Below are 21,585 nucleotides of genomic sequence, written 5' to 3' on the forward strand. Positions count from 1 at the left end.
CGGAGGTAATCCGGATATAGTATTCCGATGATTGATTTTTATTCAAGGTTTCGAACACTCAAGGTTTTAAACCCATCGCTATGCGGAAGGGCGAGTTTACTTAATCCCCATTTCCTTTTTCAGGAACCTGCCGGTAAAACTCTCCTTAACCTTGCAAAGCCCTTCCGGTGTGCCGCTAAATAATATCTTGCCACCGCCAGATCCTCCTTCCGGTCCAAGGTCTATAACGTGATCTACTACTTTAATCACATCGAGGTTGTGCTCAATAACCAATACCGTGTTTCCTTTATCCACTAACTGGTAAAGTACACCCAACAATACGTTGATATCTTCAAAGTGCAAACCGGTGGTCGGCTCGTCTAAAATATAAAAGGTATTACCGGTATCTTTTTTAGATAACTCGGTAGCCAGCTTAACACGTTGCGCTTCGCCGCCGGATAGGGTTGTTGATGCCTGCCCTAAGGTGATATAGCCCAAACCAACATCGTTTAAGGTTTTTACTTTACGATAGATGGATGGAATATGCTCAAAAAACGGCGTAGCATCCTCAATGCTCATATCCAATACATCGCTGATTGATTTGCCGCGATAACGTACTTCCAGCGTTTCGCGGTTGTAGCGTTTGCCCTGGCATTCTTCGCAAGGTACCTGTACATCGGGCAAAAAGTTCATTTCAATAACTTTCATACCGGCTCCCTGGCAGGTTTCGCAACGGCCACCTTTTACGTTAAATGAAAAACGACCGGGCTTATAACCCCTGATTCTCGACTCGGGCAGGGCTACATACAGGTTACGGATATCGGAGAACACCCCGGTGTACGTAGCCGGATTTGAGCGTGGTGTACGGCCAATTGGCGTTTGATCTATCTCAATCACCTTATCAATATTTTCCAGGCCTTCAATTTTTTCATAAGGCAGCGGATGCTTTTTTGCCCTGAAAAAATGATGGTTTAATATAGGATAAAGCGTTTCTGTTATTAAGCTTGATTTACCGCTACCGGATACCCCAGTAATACCAATTAATTTACCCAAAGGAAAATCAACAGAAACCTTTTTTAAATTATGACCAGTAGCTTTTTTAAGGCCCAGGGTTTTACCATTGCCGTCCCGTCTTTTGGCTGGGATAGCTATACCACGCTCGCCATTAATATAGGAGGTTGTAAGCGTATGTTCTGCCATTAGCTGTGCCGGTGTTCCCTGGGCAACTATCTGGCCGCCGTGTACGCCCGCAGCGGGGCCCATATCAATCACATGGTCGGCTTCCAAAATCATGTCTTTATCATGCTCAACCACCAATACGGTATTGCCTAAATCGCGTAGGTTTTTGAGGGCGTTTATTAAACGCTCATTATCGCGTTGGTGCAGCCCGATGCTTGGTTCATCTAAAATGTACATTACATTCATCAATTGCGAACCAATTTGCGTAGCCAACCGGATACGCTGCGCCTCGCCGCCCGATAGGGTTTTGGCTGTTCTGTCTAAGGTTAAATAACTCAGACCAACATCAAGCAGGAACACAATACGCGCGCGGATCTCTTTCAGAATTTCTTTGGCAATTACGTTCTGTCGGTCGGTTAGCCGGTCTTCCAGTCCATCAAACCACTCTTGCAGGTGGTTGATATCCATGGTGGCCAGCTCAAATATGTTTTTATTATCTACCTTAAAATGCAACGATTCTTTTTTCAATCTCGCGCCATCGCAAACGGGGCAGGTTTTCAGTACACGATAGTTTTCCATATCGTCCATACCTTCATCGTTGCGGCGTTCCTGCTGCTCTTCCAGCATGCGCACAATACCATCAAAAGTAATAGTATAGCTTTGCACGTTCCATTTATTGTATTCAACAGAAACACTGATGGTATCCGGCGCTCCGTTCAGGATGATATCCAAATGCTCACGGCTCAGTTTTTCAATCGGCGTGGTTAATGAAAACTCGTACTTTTTGGCCAGCGATTTCAACACCTGGAAAATCCAGGTTTCGCGGTATTCACCTATCGGAGCTAAACCACCATTCATAATGGTAAGTTTAGGATTAGGAATCACCGATGCTTCATCAACCTCAAAAATATAACCCAGACCGTTACATTTCTCGCAGGCACCATAAGGCGAGTTGAAAGAGAAGGTATTAGGCTGTGGCTCGTCATAAGATATGCCCGAAACCGGGTCCATCAAATACTTACTATAATAGGCTACGTTACCGTCTTTATCACCCACACGAATAATGCCTTTGGCAATTTTAAGCGCGGCCTGTACAGATGTATATAAACGCTTGGCATCTTTATCAGATACCACCAGCCTATCTACCACAATATCAATATCATGTATCTTATATCGGTCTACCTGCATTTTAGGTTCCACATCCATCATGGCACCATCAACCCAAACCTTTAAATAGCCTTGCTTGCGGATAGATTCAAATAATTCGCGGTAATGGCCTTTACGGGCTTTTACCACCGGCGCCAGGATATTTACCGGCTGCCCGTCAAACTTTTCGGTAATGGTTTTCAGGATTTGGTCTTCGCTCATGCGCTCCATCTTCTCGCCGGTGGTGTACGAGTAAGCGTCGCCGGTACGGGCAAAAAGCAAACGCATAAAATCGTAGATCTCGGTAATGGTACCAACTGTAGACCGTGGATTTTTGCTGGTTGTTTTTTGCTCAATGGCAATAACCGGACTCAAGCCCGATACTTTATCCACATCCGGTCGTTCCATACCGCCCATAAACTGGCGCGAATAGGCCGAAAATGTTTCCATGTACCGGCGCTGCCCTTCGGCATAAATGGTATCAAACGCTAATGACGATTTACCGCTGCCGCTTAACCCGGTGATTACCACCAGCTGATTACGCGGAAAAGAAACATCAATGTTTTTTAGGTTATGTACCCTGGCTCCGTAAACTTCAACTTCGCTTTGTTCGCCAAGGTCTATTGTTTTTTCGCTCATATTTATTTTTAAACCGATGCAGCAGGCCTGCCTTTAATGGGCTATAGCCATACTAATATTTTTCGCAAATATACGTAAAAAGCTGGTGCATTATAAGATATGCAAGTACCCGCAAGTTTATTTGACTCAAAAACTACCGTGAAAATATAACCGGTGATTTGGGTGGTTGTTTTATAAGTGGGAGATAATAAAAGATAGGAGGAGGAAATATTTAAGCATATAAAAAAGGCCTGTTTTCCGTCTGGGAAAACAGGCCTTAAAGTGCTCCGTAACTAATATTCTTAACTAACTGATAACGTTACGCGTTAATCAATTAAAGGCCAGCAAGGTTGTTGGCTGGGTAATGTTGTAATAGTTTTTATAGCCAAATTCTTTAGGCTGCTCAATAATTGCTTTCATGGCAATTATATTGTAAACGTAGGCCCCGGTTTCGCGGTTTAGTTTCATCCTAAAGTAATTGTCCTCGTTTTGCTTGTTAATAGCCCGTTGTAATTTAACCGAGCCATTATTGTAAGCAGCGGCGGCCAATGTCCAGCTATTAAATTCGCCGTACAGTTCTTTAATATACTTGCAGGCAGCTATGGTTGATTTGCGTACGTTTTTACGCTCGTCAATACCATGCCCAACCTTTAAGCCATAAGTACGGGCGGTGCCGGCCATAAATTGCCATAAGCCTTTAGCTCCTTTAGGCGATGTGCCCGATTGAAGGCCCGACTCCACCAGCGGGATGTACTTAAAATCATCAGGTATCCCGTAAAATTTCAGGATAGGCTCAATGATGGGAAATAATGCTTCGGCCTTACGGTGCAATAAGGTTGATTGAACATTTTTAAAAGCGTGTCGCCTAAGCGATTTGTTTAATTTAAATGTAACCCGGGCATCATTAAGGGGTAAAGCTTCGTCGGCAAAATTGTATGCTGCCGCGTTGCTTTTAACAAAAATAAACTTCGAGGTTCGGGTGCTTAATCTGGCACGTTTGGCGCTGTTTGCGTCGATAGTTGTACCGTAGATATTAAGCTTGGAAATGAGAACCAGCACCAGCATTACGGAGCACGTAAGTAAGTGTTTTTTAATCATTTCTTTTTTTATCATTAACTATACATTAGGTAAAATGTGCTGCAAAGGTATGTCATACAAATCACATAATCAAATACTTAGCTTTTTACTAATTTTTTTAGCTGTGGTTTTTGGTTCAAAAACTACGTTTAAAACGGTTTAAACCTTGTTTTTAGACCCGATAATTTTTTTTAGGTTTTTGGTTAATTTTTGCCAAAAAAGCGTAACTTTGACCCTCACGCTGCGAAAGCGCTAAACAAAAAAATATGGTATTTAAGAGACCAACAGGTAGTCGCGACGACAGGCCGAAAAGACCGGCAACCACGAAAGGCAAAGCCACTCCAAACGGAGAAAAGAAAGCCACCTCCAGACCGGAGAAAACATTCCAAAGCAACAGATTTAACGACGATAAGCCCAAAAGCAATTTTAGGGACAGTTCATCTAATGGGGATAGCCGCTCATCGGGCAGGTCAAAACCGTACTCGGGTCGTCCAAGTACAGGCGATAGCGACAGACCTAAAAGCAATTTCAGGGATGGCGCAGGTGATAAAAAAAGCTTTTCGCCACGCAGCAAACCATACTCTGGCAGACCATCTGGCGGCGATAACGAGAGACCGCAAAGAAGCTTCGGCGCGGGTTCCGCATCGGCCGATAGAAAATCTTACTCTGGCAGACCATCTGGCGGCGAGGGCGAAGAAAGACCAAAAAGAAGTTTTGGCAACAACAGCGCCGGCGATAAAAAACCATATTCATCACCACGTACCCGTACCGCAAATACCGATTTTGGCGATAAGCCGAAAAGAAGTTTTGGCGCCGGTGCCGAAAGATCAACCGACAAAAAATTCAATGAAAGGTCCGAAGGCGGATTTAAAAAACGCGAAGGCAGCTTTTCAAAAGATAAACCGGCTTACAATGCCGATAAGCCGCAACGTAAGCCTGCTTACGATAAGATAACCAAAGATCCTGATGCTCCTACAAGGACCATGCGTGGCCGTAAAAACGCCGGCGAGCCTAAAAAAGCTAAAGACGACGGGCTTATCCGCCTTAACCGTTACATTTCAAACGCTGGTATCTGCTCACGCCGCAAGGCCGATGAGCTGATCATTGCCGGTGTAGTATCTGTAAACGGTGTAGTGGTCGACGAATTAGGTGCCAAAATTGATCCCATGAAAGATGAGATCAAATACAACGGCGAAACCCTTCGTCGCGAAAAAATGGTTTATGTATTGTTAAATAAACCCAAAGACTATATCACTACCACAGATGATCCGCAGGAACGCCGTACCGTGATGCACCTGGTTGAAAAAGCGACCAAGGAACGTATTTACCCAATCGGTCGTTTAGACAGGAACACTACCGGTTTATTATTAATGACCAACGATGGTGCTCTTGCCGATAAACTTTCGCATCCGCGCAGCAACATCAGCAAACTATACCAGGTTGAACTAAGCAAAGCCTTAACCCAGGGCGATTTGAACAAAATTCAATTTGGGATTGAACTTGAAGATGGTGTAATTAAACCCGATTCGGTATCGTACGTGGCAGGTGCTTCAAAAAGAGAAGTAGGCATCCAGATACACAGCGGTAAAAACCGTGTGGTGCGCCGTATATTTGAAAGCCTTGGTTACGAGGTGGTAAAATTAGACAGAGTGGTTTATGCCAACCTCACCAAAAAAGACCTTCCTCGCGGCCGCTACCGCCACCTGGAAGAAAGCGAGATTATCCAGCTTAAACACCTGATAAAATAATAAAACGCCCCGGTAAACATCGGGGCGTTTTTTGTTTGATCTTATTAACAACTATCCAGCGACCATCTTTCTTTACCTAACCTCATATACTTTGGAAGCGTGGATAACAAAGCGACGAAAGACTTACGAAGTTTTAAAAACTTCGTAAGTCTGGATCTACCATTTGCTACTTGGAGCGTCGAAACGTGTCTAACTGGACTGATACCCTTTTCGTTTAATAAGTCATTCCTCTTAAAATAAAAACGCCCCGCTAAACATCGGGGCGTTTTTTTTGTCTATTTTATTAACTTGCGTTCCTTAACCCAAATACCAACATGAAAAAAGTTCTTTTAATTGCAGCGCTACTATCGCCGCTGTTCAATTTTGCCCAGGATAAAAAACCAATACCTAAAACGTTCGATCTGGTGGTGGGTACTTACACTACCGGTAGCAGCAAAGGGATAATGGTTTATCGTTTTTACACCCAAAGCGGCAAGCTGGCTTATTTGAGCCAGATAGATGGCGTTACCAATCCATCGTACCTGCAGGTGAGCAAAAACAATAAATTTATTTACGCGGTAAATGAATTGCCTAAGGGCGAAGTAAGCGCCTTTTCTTTTGATGCCAAAACGGGCAAAATAGACTTTATCAACAAACAATCGTCTCTTGGTGCCGATCCATGCTATATTGCTGTAGATAAGGCCCAGAAAACAGCGTTTGTGGCCAACTATTCAAGCGGGCAAGTTACCGTACTACCAATTAATAAAGATGGCTCATTAGGCAACGGCACCGAAACCATACGCAACGCAGATGGTTTGGGCCCGAATAAAGAGCGCCAGGAAGGCCCGCACGCGCACATGAGCATTTTATCGCCCGATGAAAAGTTTTTGTTTTATAATGATTTGGGTACCGACAGGGTTAACATTTACCGTTTTAAGTCCGGTAAAGAATCGCCTTTAAGTCCGGCAAACCCATCATTTATCAGCGTAAAGCCGGGCGAAGGTCCGCGCCATTTGGAGTATTCTTTAGATAGGAAGCACGTTTTCCTGGCAACAGAAATGGGATCGAACGTTTTTGTATTTGATTACGATGGTGGCAAATTCAAACAAAAACAAGTTATATCATTACTGCCCGATGGCTTTACCGGTAAAACCGCCGCGGCAGCTATTCACTTATCGCCCGATGGCAAGTTTCTGTACGTATCAAACCGTTTAGAAACTAACGAGATCATTTGCTTTGCTGTAAACCAGGAAACAGGTGAACTTGCTTTTGTATCCCGTCAATCAACATTTGGTAAAAACCCTCGTGATTTTGCTATTGACCCTACCGGCAAGTTTTTGGTGGTAGCTAACCAGGGCAGCGACAATATGTTTGTATTTAAGATTGACCCCAATACCGGCAAGCTTACACAAACAGGTATTAAATTAGATATTGGCAACCCCGTTTGCCTGAAATTTACCCCAGCGGAATAGAGGCGAAGGCCTCCAGAGGTAAAAGGATAAAGGGCAAAGGCAAAAGGTTTGAATAAAACAAAAAAGGGCAAAGGCTTAAATGAGATAAATTCATTTAAGCCTTTGCCCTTTTATTTTATCAGTGACAGGCTAACCTTTTACCTTTCGCCTTTCCCCTTTCGCCTAATTATTCTTAGTGAACGAGTAAATAATGTATCCTGTGCTGTTACCCACGGCTACGGGCGATTTAAGTACCATGGTCGAGCCATCGTTATTGGCTATATCCAAACGATAGCCTTCTGCTACGTTTTTAGCTTTATCGCCCTGGTAAAGTTTTTTGAATTGAAACTGGGTACCGGTAGTGCCTCCGTTATAAACCGACCAAAAGATGGTTTGCGACGTGCCGTTATTTAAGGTATAGATACCGTTACCGCTATTGGTTAGTTTCCAGGTGCTGCCAACAAAAGCTTCGGGAGCGGCCTGGTCAAATACGTTTTGTACCGCGTTTTGCACTAAGCCATCGTAACTCACATTATTCAATGTCCAGGTGCCAACAAATTTGCCACGGGATACATTTGTTGCGCCGGTTGTTGTGTTTTTAGGAGTTGAGCAGGCTGTAAATACAAAGATAAGGGATAGCAATGCTATCGAAATTTTAAATAGGTTCTTCATGACAGTTATATTTATATGCGTATAAGCATAAACCCTGCCAAAAAGTTTTAATGATATTTAACGGGATTTATATTGAGCTGCTTTTCAATTTCATTTAATTGCTTGTTGATGGATGCAGCTACGATATCGGCCTCTTTAACTTTTTTCAAACTTTTAGCAAAGCGATGATCAAGGTCTTTTGAAAATAAATTGCGGTGTAGGTTTTTAATAAGATCCATAGGTTTAAATATTCCTTATAGCTCTATTTAACGGACACATTGCATTAAGGTTACATCTTTTTTAATTATTTATTAATTATCCTCAACTTTACTTAAAAACCCGATCAATTTTTCCATCGCAATTGCCCTGTGGCTAATCTGGTTCTTTTCGGCCATTGTCATTTCGGCAAAGGTGATGTTATAGCCATCGGGTTCAAATATAGGGTCGTACCCAAAGCCATCGGTTCCGCTGGGCTCTGTGCGGATTGTGCCTTCAACCGCGCCATCAAAAAAATGTTCCTCGCCTTCCCACATCAGCGAAATCACGGTACGGAAGCGGGCTTTACGATTGGTATTGTCTGCTAAATTATCCAGTACTTTTTTAATATTGGCCGCATGATTACCATGTTCGCCGGCATAGCGGGCAGAGTATACGCCAGGATCGCCGTTAAGCGCGTCTATCTCCAGACCACTATCATCACCGAAACAATTCTGGTGGTATTGCTGGTAAACGTGGTTGCTTTTAATAGAAGCATTGGCGCTAAAGGTAGTACCGGTTTCTTCTATCTCATCGTAACAGCCAATGTCATCAAGCGTTAGCAACTGAAACTGGTTGCCAATTTTGGCGGCTACTTCATCAAGCTTATGGCGGTTATTGGTGGCGAAAACTAATTGCATTTTGTTGGAGTATGGGATGGTTGGACTTTTGGACTTTGAGACTTTTGGACAAAGGATTTATGGACAAAAGAGCAAGGATTTTGAATTTAAAATCCCTTCACTTGCTCCCAAAAGGCTTTTTTGTATTCTACGTTATCCATCATTTCGCCAAAGCTAAAGCTGAATAAGCCGTTTGAGGAGCCTAACGATTTTGGCGCGTTTAACGTTAGCGCAGGGATGCCCGCAGGTAGCGCGTTTTTGCCCAATATTAAAACCTTGGCGGGTTTAAAAAACTGTTGCAACTCATCATATTTTGTATCGGGATAGGTTGCAAGGTTAAGGATGGCAAGGTCATTTACCTCAAGGTCTTTTCGCTTAATAATATTAGTTAAGGCGGTTAGGTGGGCCTCATCAATAAACTCAAGGCTGGGGTAATGTACCAATACCAAAAAACTCTTTTGATTTTTGCCCATATAATTAAAGCTAAGCGGCTTCGTTTCTATTATCGGTGCGGGTGGGGTAATTACAGGTATTTGCGTTGGGGTTATAACGGGGGCTTCCTCAACTATAGGCGCTGTTACCACGGACTCGGCTATTGTGGGCTCTGCAACGGCCAGGTTTTCGTAGGTAGCTTTATCTGCCTTGAGCAGGTAAAGTTCGTCCTGTAAAATAAAGCGTAGGGCAACCGGGTTTTCAACTTTCACTTTAACAAATTTTAACCAAAAGTAGTTAAACGGTTTGAAGCATTATAACCATATTAGCACAATTATAGCATGGTGTGTTCAATTGAAATTATTTGTACCGCCATTATTAATAAATTTTACCGAAATTTGAAGTTTTAACGGATTCATTATCTCCGTTTTATTTAGTACATAAGCATTACATGAGAAAGTTAGGGTTATTAGTTTTAGGGGTTGTTTCTTTATTTACAGTTGCAAAGGCACAGGTTACAACAGATGCCGCCACAGCAGCAAAAACAGATACTATCGCCCCAAGAACACCGGGCAAAACATTAGATAAAATTGCCGCAGTTGTTGGTAACGCCCCCATTTTATTGTCAGATATTGAACAGCAATACGCCCGTTACCTGGTTGAAGGTATGCAGCCAAACCCCGAAGTTAAATGCCGCGTATTACAATCGTTATTAACTCAAAAACTATTGGCTCAACAGGCAATTATTGATAGTATCGACGTAAAAGAAGATGATATCGACGCCAGCGTTGACCGCCGCATGCGCGAAATGACGCAGCGCGCCGGTGGCCAGGATAAATTAGAAGGCTTTTTGGGTAAATCACTCATCCAATATAAAGACGAGATTCGTCCAGACATGAAGGAGCAAATGATTGCTCAAAAAATGCAGTCAAAAATTACCGAAAAACTGAATGTTACCCCACAGGATGTTAAGGATTATTATAACGCCATCCCTAAAGATAGCCTGCCGTCATTTAACAAAGAGGTTGAAGTTGGCGAAATTGTTTTTCAGCCTAAATTAACCAAAGAGGAGAAACAGCTTTATAAGGAAAAAGCCGAGGAACTGCTTGCCCGCGTTAAAAAAGGTGAGGATTTTGGCACGCTTGCAAGGCTTTACTCACAAGATCCAATGTCGGCAGTTGAAGGTGGCGATCTTGGCTTTGCCGATCGTACAACATTTGTTAAGGAATTTACTGCAAATGCGTTCAGGCTTAAAGCCGGAGAAATTTCGCCGGTGTTTGAAACCGATTTCGGCTTTCACTTTTTACAGGTAATTGAACGCCGTGGCGAACAGGTACACGTTAGGCACATCCTTATCACCCCTGCAATTACGCAGGCCAGCTTGGATAGGGCCCAAGCCAAAGCCGATAGTATTTATACCCTGATGCAGGCTCACAAAAAAGACCTTGATTTTTCGGCCGCCGCGAATTTCTATTCGGACGATAAGGAAACCAAATTTAATGGAGGTATGATGCTGAACGCCGAGAACGTTCAAACCCGTTCAACTTTTATCCCTACCGATAAGCTTGATCCTAAAGTTGCCCTTACTGTAGATACCATGAAAGTGGGCAATATTTCAAAGCCAGATTTATTTACCGGTGCCGACGGTAAAAAGAGTTATAAGATCCTTTACCTTAAATCGGCAACCGATGCGCATAAAGCCAACCTGTTGCAGGATTTCCCCAAGCTAAAAGATATGGCGTATGAGGATAAAAACACCAAAACCATTAACAAGTGGTTTGATAAACGCCGTAAAGAAACCTTTATCAAAATTGATCCTGAATACCAAAGCTGCGATATCCTAAAAAAATGGATAGCCACGCCGGTAACTACTGCACAAGCTAAATAATAACAAAAACCTTATCTATGCCACACCGCTCTGATGTTGAAGCTGCAGATGCTTTAAAGCTTGCTTACCAGCAAATACGCACCGAAATTGGTAAAGTGATCATTGGACAGGATGAGGTTGTGAAGTTTGTGCTCATTTCTATTTTCAGCAACGGGCATTGCTTACTTGTTGGTGTGCCTGGTTTGGCAAAAACCCTACTGGTACAGACGGTATCGCAGGTGTTGGATCTGGATTTTAAACGCATCCAGTTTACGCCCGATTTAATGCCATCAGACATAATCGGCTCTGAAATTTTAGGCGAAGACCGTAATTTTAAATTTATACCCGGCCCTGTTTTCAGTAACATTATCCTGGCCGACGAAATAAACCGTACTCCGCCAAAAACGCAGGCCGCTTTATTAGAGGCCATGCAGGAAAAAGCGGTAACCGCGGCTGGTGTTACCCATAAACTGGCCCAGCCATTTTTTGTATTAGCTACCCAAAACCCAATTGAGCAGGAAGGTACTTATCCTTTGCCCGAGGCTCAGTTAGATAGGTTTATGTTCAATGTGGCCTTAAACTATCCATCCTTTAAAGAGGAGTTGCAGGTAGTTAAAAATACAACCAGCACTTTAAAACCCGAGGTGAATAAAATCCTGAATGCCGAGCAGATCGTTTATTTTCAGCAACTGGTACGCAACATCCCGGTTACCGATAATGTGATGGAATACGCTGTGAAGCTGGTATCAAAAACCCGCCCTAATACAGAGTTTGCTACGCCGCAGGTAAACCGCTTGCTCACCTGGGGCGCTGGTCCGAGAGCATCACAATTCCTGATCCTGGGCGCCAAATGCCACGCGGTGATCAACGGAAAATACTCGCCCGATATTGAAGACGTAAAAGCCGTGGCCAAACCTATTTTGAGTCACCGTATAGTACGCAGCTACCACGCCGAAGCCGAGGGGCTTAGCGCTGCTGATATCATCGATAGCTTATTTTAAAATACCCAGCGTGAAGTTTTTAAGTTTTATAGCCATATTGTTTGTACTGCTGCTTTCTGTAAAGCCTTGCTGTAGCGATAACGACTGCTTAAATCAAAGGACTTCAAATATTGCTAAAACCAGCACTGCCCCCAAAGAAAAAGATTGCCAGGGTTGTTCGCCATTTTTTTCATGCGGCGCGTGTGCTACCGGGTTTGTGGTTGAGCAATCGTTTTATCATGATTTAGCGCAAGCTACGGTAAACCCTATCAACCATAATAATCCTTATCAGCAACCGCATCTTGAAGATGTATCCCTTGCCATTTGGCTACCGCCGCAATTAAGTTAATACACTCCATATGTTTTACCGGGTTCCCGGTCCATTTTGTATTAACTAATCATTTATCATGAAAAAACTTTTCGTGCTTTTTACGGCACTCCTATACGCCGCCACCGGGCAGGCTCAATATATATTTAAAGCGGTTATTAAAGATGCTAAAACCAATGAGCCCCTAATTGGGGCAACCGCTTTTATTCCAGCACTTAATAAGGGGGCAATGGCCGATACCTCGGATACCATCGTCTTTAATAATGTCCCGTCGGGTAAACAAATCATTCATTTTCGCTTTGTGGGATATGAAACCCGGATTGATACTTTAACATTTCCCATGGAGCAAGCGGCGCCCATACTCATCCTGCTACAGCCCAAAGGCAATGGCGACGGCGAGGAAATAACAGAAGTTACCGTATCTGCAACCCGCAGCAGCCGTACTATTGCCAATATTCCCACCCGCATTGAAGTGATCAGCGGTGAAGAACTTGGCGAAAAAGCCAATATGAAACCTGGCGATATCCGGATGATGCTTGCTGAGAGCACCGGCATCCAAACGCAGCAAACATCGGCCACCAGTGGAAATTCCAGTATCCGCATCCAGGGCCTCGACGGAAAATACACCCAGATCATCAGGGATGGCTTTCCCTTGTATTCCGGTTTTTCGGGCGGTTTGGGTTTATTGCAGATAGCCCCGCTCGATTTGAAACAGGTAGAAGTAATTAAAGGATCATCGTCAACCCTATATGGCGGCGGCGCTATTGCCGGGTTGGTAAACCTGGTATCAAAAACACCAACAACCAAACCAGAACTTAGCTTCCTGCTAAACGGCACCTCCGCCTTAGGGCTTGATGCCAGTAGCTTTTATTCGCGAAAGGATAAAAACATAGGGGTAACGCTATATGCTGCTTATAACCACAGTACGGCGTATGATCCCGCGCATATCGATCTTACAGCTATCCCCAAATACAACCGGTATACTTTTAATCCCCGGTTGTTTTTTTACCTCAATGATAAAACTACGCTCATCACCGGAATCAACAGCACTATTGAAAACCGCATCGGCGGCGATTTGCATTATATTGAAGGTAACGGCAATGCACAGCACAGTTATTTTGAACAAAACAAAACCGGCAGGTATAGTACGCAAGCCGAACTGGACCGCAGTTTAAATGAAAAAGAAAAGCTGGTGTTTAAAAACAGCGTAAGTTATTTCGACCAGGCTATTAATTTACCGGGCTATCGATTTTCAGGCAAGCAGTTTTCTACCTATAGCGAGGCCAGCTACTCCCGGCAAGGCGAAACATCTGATTGGGTTGCAGGATTAAATTATATTACCGAAAACTTTACCGAAGATAAAAACAGCAGTTTCCCGCTCCGGAGTTATGATTACAATACCCTTGGCGGCTTTTTGCAAAACACCTGGAATACCACAAAAAAACTCACCATTGAAACTGGTTTACGGGGTGATTACCATAACAGATACGGATTTTTACTATTACCAAGGCTATCGGGATTACTGAAAATAAATCAACATTTATCTACCCGTTTAGGCGGCGGCTTAGGTTATAAAGCGCCTAATGTATTTACAGAAGATGCCGAGCGGATTCAATTCAGAAACGTATTGCCTATTGATATCCACAACACCACTGCCGAAAAATCATATGGTGCCAATTATGATATTAACTACCGCACCGGTTTATTTGATGACAAAGTTAGCTTAAGCATTAACCAGCTGTTTTTTTATACCCGCATCAATAACCCTATTTTGTTAACCGCCTTAGATAATGGCAACCTGCAATACCAGCAACCCCAAGGTGATTTAAATACCAAAGGTATTGAAACCAACATTAAACTTGGATATGATGCATTTAAGCTGTTTATAGGCTATACGCTGGCCGATGTAAGCCAACATACCGGCAAAAATATAGGCGCCTACCCTCTTGTTTCAAAAACCAGGCTGAACAACGTGTTGGTTTATGAAATTGAAAACAAGCTTAAATTGGGTTTGGAGGCCTACTATTTTGGATCGCAACCATTAAACGACGGTACAATCGGCAGGGCCTACTGGACAGCCGGTTTCATGGCCGAAAAAATGTGGCATCGCTTTTCGCTATTTATAAACTTTGAAAATCTTACCGATGTAAGGCAAACCAAATTCGGATCTATTTATACCGGCAGTATAACCAACCCTACTTTTAAGGATATTTATGCCCCGCTGGATGGCTTCGTTGTAAACGGAGGAATTAAAATTAAAATGTAAATTGGCTGTTTATGTAAGATGCAAATCGTAGTACTTTGCATCTTACATAAACGTTCATATTAATTATTAAACCCAGCCTTTGCCTGCTACAACAAACTCAATTTAAAATACCCCAAATGCAATTTATCTTCAGGCAAATTAACAGCGGGACTTAGCTCAATACCATATTTTTCTTTTTGCCCGGGCGATAAAATATCTTCTATCTGGTACAAATCATCTACATCAATGCCATATTTATCATCGATGTGCGAGTTGGCACCATCAAAATGATTGTGTTTAAAAAACGTGGTTTCCTTGGCCTCTTTAAACGCGGCTGCCCTATCGTCCTTAACGGTTAAAACAACGTAATGCTGTTCTTCAAAGCGGTTAGGCAGGTAACCGCCGAGGTTAATGAAAAACAGCTTCGGGCCAACTTCGGTTGCAGAATCGGCAGGGGCTATTTTTACCTGGTATCCGTCCACCGCAGTAACTTCACGCCAGCCATCTATGTGAATCTTGCCTACAGCTTCGGGCCAAAAAGCATTAATTTCGGGCACAAGATCTTTCAGCGAGGCAGCTATCCCAAAGAAAAAATCATGCTGCTCTACATGTCTTCCCGGTGCTTTTGAGCCTAACAGGATCATAAAAAGTTTTAGTTCTGGCTGTAGTTGCTCCCCGGTACTCATATGGTTTAATTTTAGATTGATATGGCAAGATAGCTGTTACCATGCTTTCAGGCTCAATTTGTTTGTCAACACTACAAGCACTTTGTCAACAAATCATCACATTTGGGCAAATTTTGTAAGGAACGTTAAATTTTAACGACTACCCCGTTACCAAGCCGCTATTTTTTACGTTAATCACATAGTGGTGCTTGTGAAGCGCTCATACAATTAAAACAACCATGAAAAAAACATTTCAGTTAGTCCTATTTTTATTGGCCGGCGTATCGGCCTTTGCCAAACCCGGCGTAGGCAATAATCCCCCTAAAGCAAAAGGCTTGGATACCGCTACTTTTGCAACCGGCTGCTTTTGGTGTACCGAAGCTAAGTTTCAGCAGATAGAAGGCGTTAAAAAAGTAGTATCGGGCTTTGCCGGCGGCCATGTGGCCAACCCAAGCTATAAGCTGGTTTGCACCGGCACAACCGGCCACGCCGAAACCTGCAACATTATTTACGATCCAACCAAGGTTAGTTATGACGAATTATTAGCAGCCTTTTTTGTAGCGCACGACCCAACCCAGCTTAACCGCCAAGGTAATGATGTAGGCACGCAATACAGGTCGGCCATATTTTATCATAACGCGGCCCAAAAGCAAAAGGCCGACTATTACATTAAAAAGCTTAATGCCGAAAAGGTATACCCCAACCCTATAGTTACACAAGTAAACCCCTACACCGTGTTTTACAAAGCCGAAGATTATCATCAGAATTACTTTAACCAAAACGGCGATCAACCTTATTGCAAATATGTAATACAACCGGAGCTGGAAAAATTTAAGGCAGTATTTAAAGGAAAACTAAAGAAATGAGATCAGCAATCATAGCATTCGCCATTTTACTGGCAACCGTATTTGGGGCCAATGCCCAACATTTAAAAGCCACTAAAGGCCACGAAAATAACCCTTATTATTCCAATACCGATATTAAGCCGCTTAAGGTTAGTGATGCCGAGTGGAAAAAAATTCTTTCACCTGCCCTGTATGCAACCGCGCGCGAACAGGCCACCGAGCAGCCTTTTACAGGCCAGTACTGGGATAAAACCGCCAAGGGAACTTACTATTGCGCTGTTTGCGGTAACAAACTATTCCGCTCTGATGCCAAGTTTGCCAGCAATTGCGGCTGGCCGAGTTTTTATGAAGCGGTACGTAAAAACAGCGTGATTTATAAAGATGATGACTCGCACGGCATGCAACGTACCGAAGTTATTTGCGCTCGCTGCAACTCGCACCTGGGGCATATATTTGATGACGGCCCGCCGCCTACATTCAAACGCTTTTGTATGAACTCCATTTCGCTGGATTTTCAGCCAGATGCATTGGGCAAATAATTTAACATTTTCCTATGTCTGCTTTTCATTAATTATTCATTTATTCCATTTAACTTTATAAAATGTCTTCCCATCATATCGTTCGCGAAAAACAGGAACCTGCTCTACTGGTGCTGGGGATAGACAATTTTGAAGAGGAACTGCTGGGTCAACTACTGGAATGGAGCCCTACAGTGATTACCACTCCCGATACCGCCGAAAAATTAAACAGTTTTGGGATTAAGGTTGATGGCATAATTACCAATGGCGAGGCCGATTCATTGCAGGAAGACATTAAGTTAATTCCTGTTGATAACGATAGCCTGGCAGTATCAGCCTTAAAGTATTTAACAGCTAATGGCTACCCGGCAGTGAACATTATAACAGACGAAGCGGAGTTAAGCATCTTTTTGCCTTACGCCGACAAAATAAACCTGGTTATTTTTAACGCCAGGCAAAAAATTTATCCGGTAACAACGGGTTTCAGCAAGTGGAAACCGGCGGGTGAGCAAATTGAAATAATTACACCAACTAAAATACTAAAATACAGTGGCTTGCAAAACACATCGGCAGGTATTTATAGTACTACCGATGATGGTTTTTTTAGTCTGCAGTTTGAGCAGCCATTTTTGCTGATTGCCGAGGCTTTAAATTAGTAAGCCACACACAATAAAAAGGCAATTTAAGGGTTGTTGTTGGGGTGAAAATTACATTGGTGCGCTTTTTGTAATATATATTGCAAAAAATATTGAAACGCGATTAAACCGTTTAAACATTTTTTAGTCTATATATTACAACCAGCAGAATTAAGCTGAACAGTTAAAATTTTTCAATCATGAAAAGGGCATATAAAAATTTATTCACATTGGCTTTAGGAGGCTTGTTAAGCCTTTCTTTAGCGTTTACCGCAAATGCACAACGTAGAGGTGGTGGCGGCGGAAGCAGCGGCGGTGGCGGTGGCTCCCGTTCCGGCGGCGGTGGTGGCGGTAGTGTTGGCGTTTCCCGTCCATCAGGCGGTGGCGGCAGCATAGGTGTTGCACGTCCTTCATTTAACGGAGGTGGCGGTGGTCAGCGTACAGCTGTAGCTCCATCACGTGGCTTTAGCGGAAACGGCAATGTAGCCGTTGCACCGCAACGCGGTAATTACGGTTATGGCAACAGGGGCAATGTTTCTGTAGCGCCACAACGTAGCGCGGTAGCCGGCGGTCAACGTGTTTACAGCAATGGTACAGGCACCCGTACCTACAGCAGCTTAGACAGGCGTTCTTACAACGGCGGTCGTGGTTCATACTATAGCGGCGGTGCCGGTTACGGTACCCGTGTTTACGGTGGTTACCGTTATGGTGGCCGTGGCGGTTATTTTGGCAGCCATTACTACTATCCATATCATAACTATTACAGCTCATACTATTTACCACGTATTGGCTTTAGCATAGGCTTTTTACCTTACGGATACTATCCGTTCTGGTATGGCGATTACCAATACTATTACAGCGATGGTTTATACTACCGTCAATACAATGACCAGTACACCGTAGTTGAACCGCCGGTAGGTGCCGAAGTTAAAAGCTTACCAAATGATGCCAAATCAATTATGATCAATGGCGAACAGTATTACGAGTCAAATGGTGTTTACTATCAACCATATACTAAAGACGATGGCACCCAGGTTTATGTAATTGCCGGCAAAGATGGTGAGTTGAATACCGATAACGGTGGCAACGGAGATGTACAACAAGGCCCGCAAATTGGCGATATTGTTACCAACCTGCCAGATGATTGCAGGAAAATAAAGATCAACGGCGAAAAATTATATGTTTCTCCGGATGGTTTTTACTACCAGGAAAGCAGGAACAACAATGGCGATACCGTTTACAAAATTGTAGGTACCCCATCTGACGAGCCCGATAATCAATAATAAAAATTCAATTTTAAATACCAAAAACGGCCGCTTCAATCATGAAGTGGCCGTTTTTGCTTTGGGGCAGACTAAGAAAATTATATACATGGAATTAATTATAGATGACCAATTAAAAAAGATGTCATGCTGAATTTATTTCAGCAACCCACAGGATAGGTAATCAACATGAAGTACACCAAGCATATGAGGTGCCGAAACAAGTTCGGCATGACTTTGATGTATAAACAATGGCCCTTTTTACAGGCGCATGTCAATCAAGAATCAAATTTTACCGTACAAAGGGCCCTTCTAAATTTATTTTCCTAATATGTACTCAATCCTTGGCAAAACACGTTGCTTTGCTATTATTACCCTACAAGCTTATGAGCAATATCCTTCATATTTTAAACGGCGATGCAGCCCTTGACGGCTTTAACCAAACCGGACTTGATGGCGATGTAATGATTTGGCGCGAGGTGCTTTCTGAAGGCCCCTTGCAGGAAAACATTTTATCGGCCAGCTTTTGGGCCACCCGTTCAAAATGGATCAGTCAAAATGAGCCGCCCGAAGCTTATCAGCATAAGGTACTCGATGAATTGGAAAAACTTAACAGCCAGTATACCGAAATCAATTTATGGTTTGAGTTTGATTTGCATTGCCAGGTAAACCTACTGGGCGTATTGCGCATGCTCGCTCTGCACACGGATCTGTCAGCCCCGGCCATTTACCTGATCTGTCTTGCCGATTGCATACAATTTAACAATGCCAAAGGCCTGGGCGAATTAAACGGCAGCCAGTTTGAAGAATTATTTGATGCCCGCGAACACCTTAACGAATGGGAGTTTACCCTTGCCGCCGAAGCCTGGCAACTGTATGTAAACAATGATACCGAAGGTTTAGCCAAATGGCTTAATGAAAATACTTTTTGGGGAGGCCTGCCATTACTTAAACCAGCCCTAACCGCTCATTTAAAACGCGTACAAGTTAATGCCGAAGGCTTAAGTTATATTGAGCAAAAGCTGCTTGACATTTACAACAGCGGCACTAAAACAAAGCATGCTATATATACGGCATTCTGGAAAACAGAAGGCATTTTTGGTATGGGCGATTGGGAGATAGATATTTACTTGAACCGGCTGGTTTAAAAGGGGCTGATTGTGTTGGAGTAAGAAGGATGGCCAAGTGCGAATCCCCTCTTGAGAGGGGCGGAGGGGTGTGTTTACAAACGCGATAAAACGCTGGCTAAACACACCCCTGCCACCGCTCAGACCAACGCGCCCCCTCTCAAGAGGAGATTAAAAAAATGACATCTTCCAACTACGGCACCGTCACCGCAATCGTGGGCGATCTTTCACTTTCATTCTTCATCCTATCCAACGCCGTTACCACGTAAAAATAGGTTTTGCCCCTTTGTACCGTATTATCCTCGTAGCTTAAATTGGTGTTATACTCAATCTTCAGGATATTTTTAGGGTCATCTATATTGATCTTCTCGGCGTCAAAACGGTAAATCACATAGCCATACACAGGTTCTTCGTCTTTAGCCAACGCCGGGGTAAGCCATTTAACGCTTACCGCGTTTTTATTTACAACCGGGCGGGCGGTAACATTTAAAGGCGGGTTTGGGGCGATTGAATCGCGCCAGAGCATTACCGGTGGCAGGGCAGGGTAACGGTAGTAGTTTTCCCTCAAAGAGTCGGTAACGCCAAGGGGGTTATTGGTTAACGATGTGGAACTAAAGTATACGCTTCCCTGTATCCTGGGGTTATTTCTGATCAGCTTAATTTGCTCTGGCAATTGCGATGGGTTTTTAAAGGCCAGCGTTTTACGTTCATTAACGCGGTAAGCGGCCTGCCCAATGTACAGATGCCTTCCGTAAGTATTATCGCTCCACCAGCTTAACAATTTATCAAACGCGGCCGCGCGGTTGCCAATTGGCCAGTATAGCTGCGGGTTGATGTAATCTATCCACCCCTCTTTAAGCCACTGGCGCGAATCGGCGTAGTTTTCATAGTACGATGAACCTCCGTTGGTTTCAGATCCTTCCTCGTTTTGCGATTTATTGGCCCAGATGCCGAACGGGCTAATACCGAACTTAATATTAGGATCATGCGCGTGTACGCTATCGGCAATCATTTTTATCAGCAAATCAACATTATGGCGGCGCCAGTCTTTAATGTTATCAAATCCTTCACCATACTTGGCGTAAGTAGCATCATCATTAATTTTTTGGCCGGCAATGGGGTAGGGATAAAAATAATCGTCCATATGTACGCCATCCACATCATAATTATCCACCACATCCAATATCACCTGTACAATATAATCGCGCACCTCGGGCAGGCCAGGGTTAAAGGTTTTGATACCGCCGTAGGTAAAAAACCACTCCGGTTTTATTTTGGTGATATGCTGCGGACTAAGCGCCGCGAAGTTACCATCAAAAGTTGCCCGGTACGGGTTAAACCAGGCGTGCAGCTCCATCCCGCGTTTGTGGGCCTCGGTAATGGCAAACTCCAACGGATCGTAATTAGGGCCCTGCCCCTGTTTGCCCATTAAATATTTTGACCATGGCTCGCGGCTTTTAGCATAAAAGGCATCGGCAGCAGGCCTTACCTGCAGCATAACGGCATTAATACCGGTTTCCTGGTGCGAGTTTAAAATATCAAGTAATTGTTTTTTTTGTTGATCGGCAGTTAATTTAGTGCTTGTTGGCCAGTCGATATTTACAACAGTAGCTATCCATACGCCCCTAAATTCACGCTTGGGCTGCATTTTAACTTCGGCGGGGGCGTTAGCAGGTTCAGCCGGTTGGGCCTTAACCTTTACAATAATAAACAGGGCAAATATCAGGAGTAAAAAGTGGCGGTATATATGCATTAAAGCGGATAAATTAAAAGCTGCAAAGATATAAAACTCACATGGTACCCCTTTTATTATACTTTATAAAAATTGACGCTATATTGCGTTTTTGGCATTTTGTACTTATTTTTAGCCATTACCAATTGCCATTTTTCAAATATGTTTTTCATGTAAATATCATAATTGAAACTTTTTTACGTTCAATAGCGTTGTGTGTTCAAACATAACCCACAGTTAAAATTG

Annotated in this window: 19 protein-coding genes; 11 read left to right on the forward strand and 8 right to left on the reverse strand. The window is 43.3% G+C overall.

From position 1 onward, the window contains the following. Positions 1 to 96: 96 nt before the first annotated feature. Together uvrA and QWZ17_RS24830 are read right to left on the reverse strand one after the other, a co-directional pair. Positions 97 to 2,943: an excinuclease ABC subunit UvrA gene (gene uvrA / locus QWZ17_RS24825; protein WP_290308031.1), complete on the reverse strand. Its 2,847-nt coding sequence runs from the start codon at positions 2,941 to 2,943 to the stop codon at positions 97 to 99. A gap of 309 nt (positions 2,944 to 3,252) precedes the next feature. After that, positions 3,253 to 4,035: a lytic transglycosylase domain-containing protein gene (locus tag QWZ17_RS24830; protein WP_290308032.1), complete on the reverse strand. Its 783-nt coding sequence runs from the start codon at positions 4,033 to 4,035 to the stop codon at positions 3,253 to 3,255. A 230-nt stretch (positions 4,036 to 4,265) separates the two neighbouring features. Between QWZ17_RS24830 and QWZ17_RS24835 the strand changes: the two genes are divergently transcribed. Then, complete coding sequence (locus QWZ17_RS24835) at positions 4,266 to 5,747, forward strand: pseudouridine synthase (protein ID WP_290308033.1); 1,482 nt, start codon at positions 4,266 to 4,268, stop codon at positions 5,745 to 5,747. Between the two features lie 314 nt (positions 5,748 to 6,061). Continuing rightward, on the forward strand, positions 6,062 to 7,198 hold the full coding sequence (locus tag QWZ17_RS24840; RefSeq protein ID WP_290308034.1) for a lactonase family protein: 1,137 nt from the start codon (positions 6,062 to 6,064) through the stop codon (positions 7,196 to 7,198). A 162-nt stretch (positions 7,199 to 7,360) separates the two neighbouring features. On the opposite strand, the gene QWZ17_RS24845 is transcribed toward QWZ17_RS24840, so the two are convergent. The 4 genes from QWZ17_RS24845 to QWZ17_RS24860 form a co-directional block, all read right to left on the reverse strand. After that, the gene (locus QWZ17_RS24845; protein WP_290308035.1) at positions 7,361 to 7,849 is read right to left on the reverse strand and encodes a hypothetical protein; all 489 of its coding nucleotides are present in this window, start codon (positions 7,847 to 7,849) and stop codon (positions 7,361 to 7,363) included. A 47-nt stretch (positions 7,850 to 7,896) separates the two neighbouring features. Further along, positions 7,897 to 8,067: a hypothetical protein gene (locus tag QWZ17_RS24850; RefSeq protein WP_290308036.1), complete on the reverse strand. Its 171-nt coding sequence runs from the start codon at positions 8,065 to 8,067 to the stop codon at positions 7,897 to 7,899. Positions 8,068 to 8,139: 72 nt separating this feature from the next. After that, entirely contained in the window at positions 8,140 to 8,724 is a 585-nt protein-coding gene (locus tag QWZ17_RS24855; protein WP_290308037.1) for a non-canonical purine NTP diphosphatase, read from the reverse strand. Between the two features lie 86 nt (positions 8,725 to 8,810). Further along, on the reverse strand, positions 8,811 to 9,407 hold the full coding sequence (locus QWZ17_RS24860; RefSeq protein ID WP_290308038.1) for a hypothetical protein: 597 nt from the start codon (positions 9,405 to 9,407) through the stop codon (positions 8,811 to 8,813). A 179-nt stretch (positions 9,408 to 9,586) separates the two neighbouring features. Between QWZ17_RS24860 and QWZ17_RS24865 the strand changes: the two genes are divergently transcribed. Genes QWZ17_RS24865 through QWZ17_RS24880 form a run of 4 tightly spaced genes read left to right on the forward strand, consistent with a single transcriptional unit; the run spans position 9,587 to position 14,576 of the window. Further along, positions 9,587 to 11,023, forward strand: coding sequence for a peptidylprolyl isomerase (locus QWZ17_RS24865; protein WP_290308039.1), 1,437 nt, complete (start codon positions 9,587 to 9,589; stop codon positions 11,021 to 11,023). A 17-nt stretch (positions 11,024 to 11,040) separates the two neighbouring features. Beyond that, a complete protein-coding gene (locus QWZ17_RS24870) occupies positions 11,041 to 12,003 on the forward strand; it encodes an AAA family ATPase (protein ID WP_290308040.1) in 963 nt (320 codons plus the stop codon). A 10-nt stretch (positions 12,004 to 12,013) separates the two neighbouring features. Beyond that, positions 12,014 to 12,331: a hypothetical protein gene (locus tag QWZ17_RS24875; protein WP_290308041.1), complete on the forward strand. Its 318-nt coding sequence runs from the start codon at positions 12,014 to 12,016 to the stop codon at positions 12,329 to 12,331. A 58-nt stretch (positions 12,332 to 12,389) separates the two neighbouring features. Next, positions 12,390 to 14,576, forward strand: coding sequence for a TonB-dependent receptor (locus tag QWZ17_RS24880; protein WP_290308042.1), 2,187 nt, complete (start codon positions 12,390 to 12,392; stop codon positions 14,574 to 14,576). Positions 14,577 to 14,662: 86 nt separating this feature from the next. On the opposite strand, the gene QWZ17_RS24885 is transcribed toward QWZ17_RS24880, so the two are convergent. Beyond that, entirely contained in the window at positions 14,663 to 15,241 is a 579-nt protein-coding gene (locus tag QWZ17_RS24885; RefSeq protein WP_290308043.1) for a DUF1543 domain-containing protein, read from the reverse strand. 218 nt (positions 15,242 to 15,459) lie between these two features. Between QWZ17_RS24885 and msrA the strand changes: the two genes are divergently transcribed. The 5 genes from msrA (at position 15,460) to QWZ17_RS24910 (ending at position 19,628) form a co-directional block, all read left to right on the forward strand. Next, entirely contained in the window at positions 15,460 to 16,086 is a 627-nt protein-coding gene (gene msrA, locus QWZ17_RS24890; RefSeq protein ID WP_290308044.1) for a peptide-methionine (S)-S-oxide reductase MsrA, read from the forward strand. Beyond that, a complete protein-coding gene (msrB, locus tag QWZ17_RS24895; protein ID WP_290308045.1) occupies positions 16,083 to 16,604 on the forward strand; it encodes a peptide-methionine (R)-S-oxide reductase MsrB in 522 nt (173 codons plus the stop codon). The genes msrA and msrB overlap by 4 nt, the downstream gene beginning before the upstream one ends. A gap of 62 nt (positions 16,605 to 16,666) precedes the next feature. Then, positions 16,667 to 17,239 (forward strand): thiamine diphosphokinase, encoded by a 573-nt coding sequence (locus QWZ17_RS24900; RefSeq protein WP_290308046.1) that lies wholly within the window; start codon positions 16,667 to 16,669, stop codon positions 17,237 to 17,239. 179 nt (positions 17,240 to 17,418) lie between these two features. Continuing rightward, a complete protein-coding gene (locus QWZ17_RS24905) occupies positions 17,419 to 18,501 on the forward strand; it encodes a DUF6515 family protein (protein WP_290308047.1) in 1,083 nt (360 codons plus the stop codon). A gap of 365 nt (positions 18,502 to 18,866) precedes the next feature. Continuing rightward, the gene (locus QWZ17_RS24910) at positions 18,867 to 19,628 is read left to right on the forward strand and encodes a DUF1835 domain-containing protein (RefSeq protein WP_290308048.1); all 762 of its coding nucleotides are present in this window, start codon (positions 18,867 to 18,869) and stop codon (positions 19,626 to 19,628) included. Between the two features lie 172 nt (positions 19,629 to 19,800). Here QWZ17_RS24910 and QWZ17_RS24915 read toward each other — a convergent pair whose 3' ends face one another. Then, positions 19,801 to 21,360 carry a glycoside hydrolase family 10-like protein gene (locus QWZ17_RS24915; RefSeq protein ID WP_290308049.1) on the reverse strand — a complete coding sequence of 520 codons (1,560 nt, stop codon included), beginning with the start codon at positions 21,358 to 21,360 and terminating at the stop codon, positions 19,801 to 19,803. Positions 21,361 to 21,585: the final 225 nt, after the last annotated feature.

The sequence above is a fragment of the Mucilaginibacter flavus genome (assembly GCF_030409315.1).
Lineage (GTDB): Bacteria > Bacteroidota > Bacteroidia > Sphingobacteriales > Sphingobacteriaceae > Mucilaginibacter > Mucilaginibacter flavus.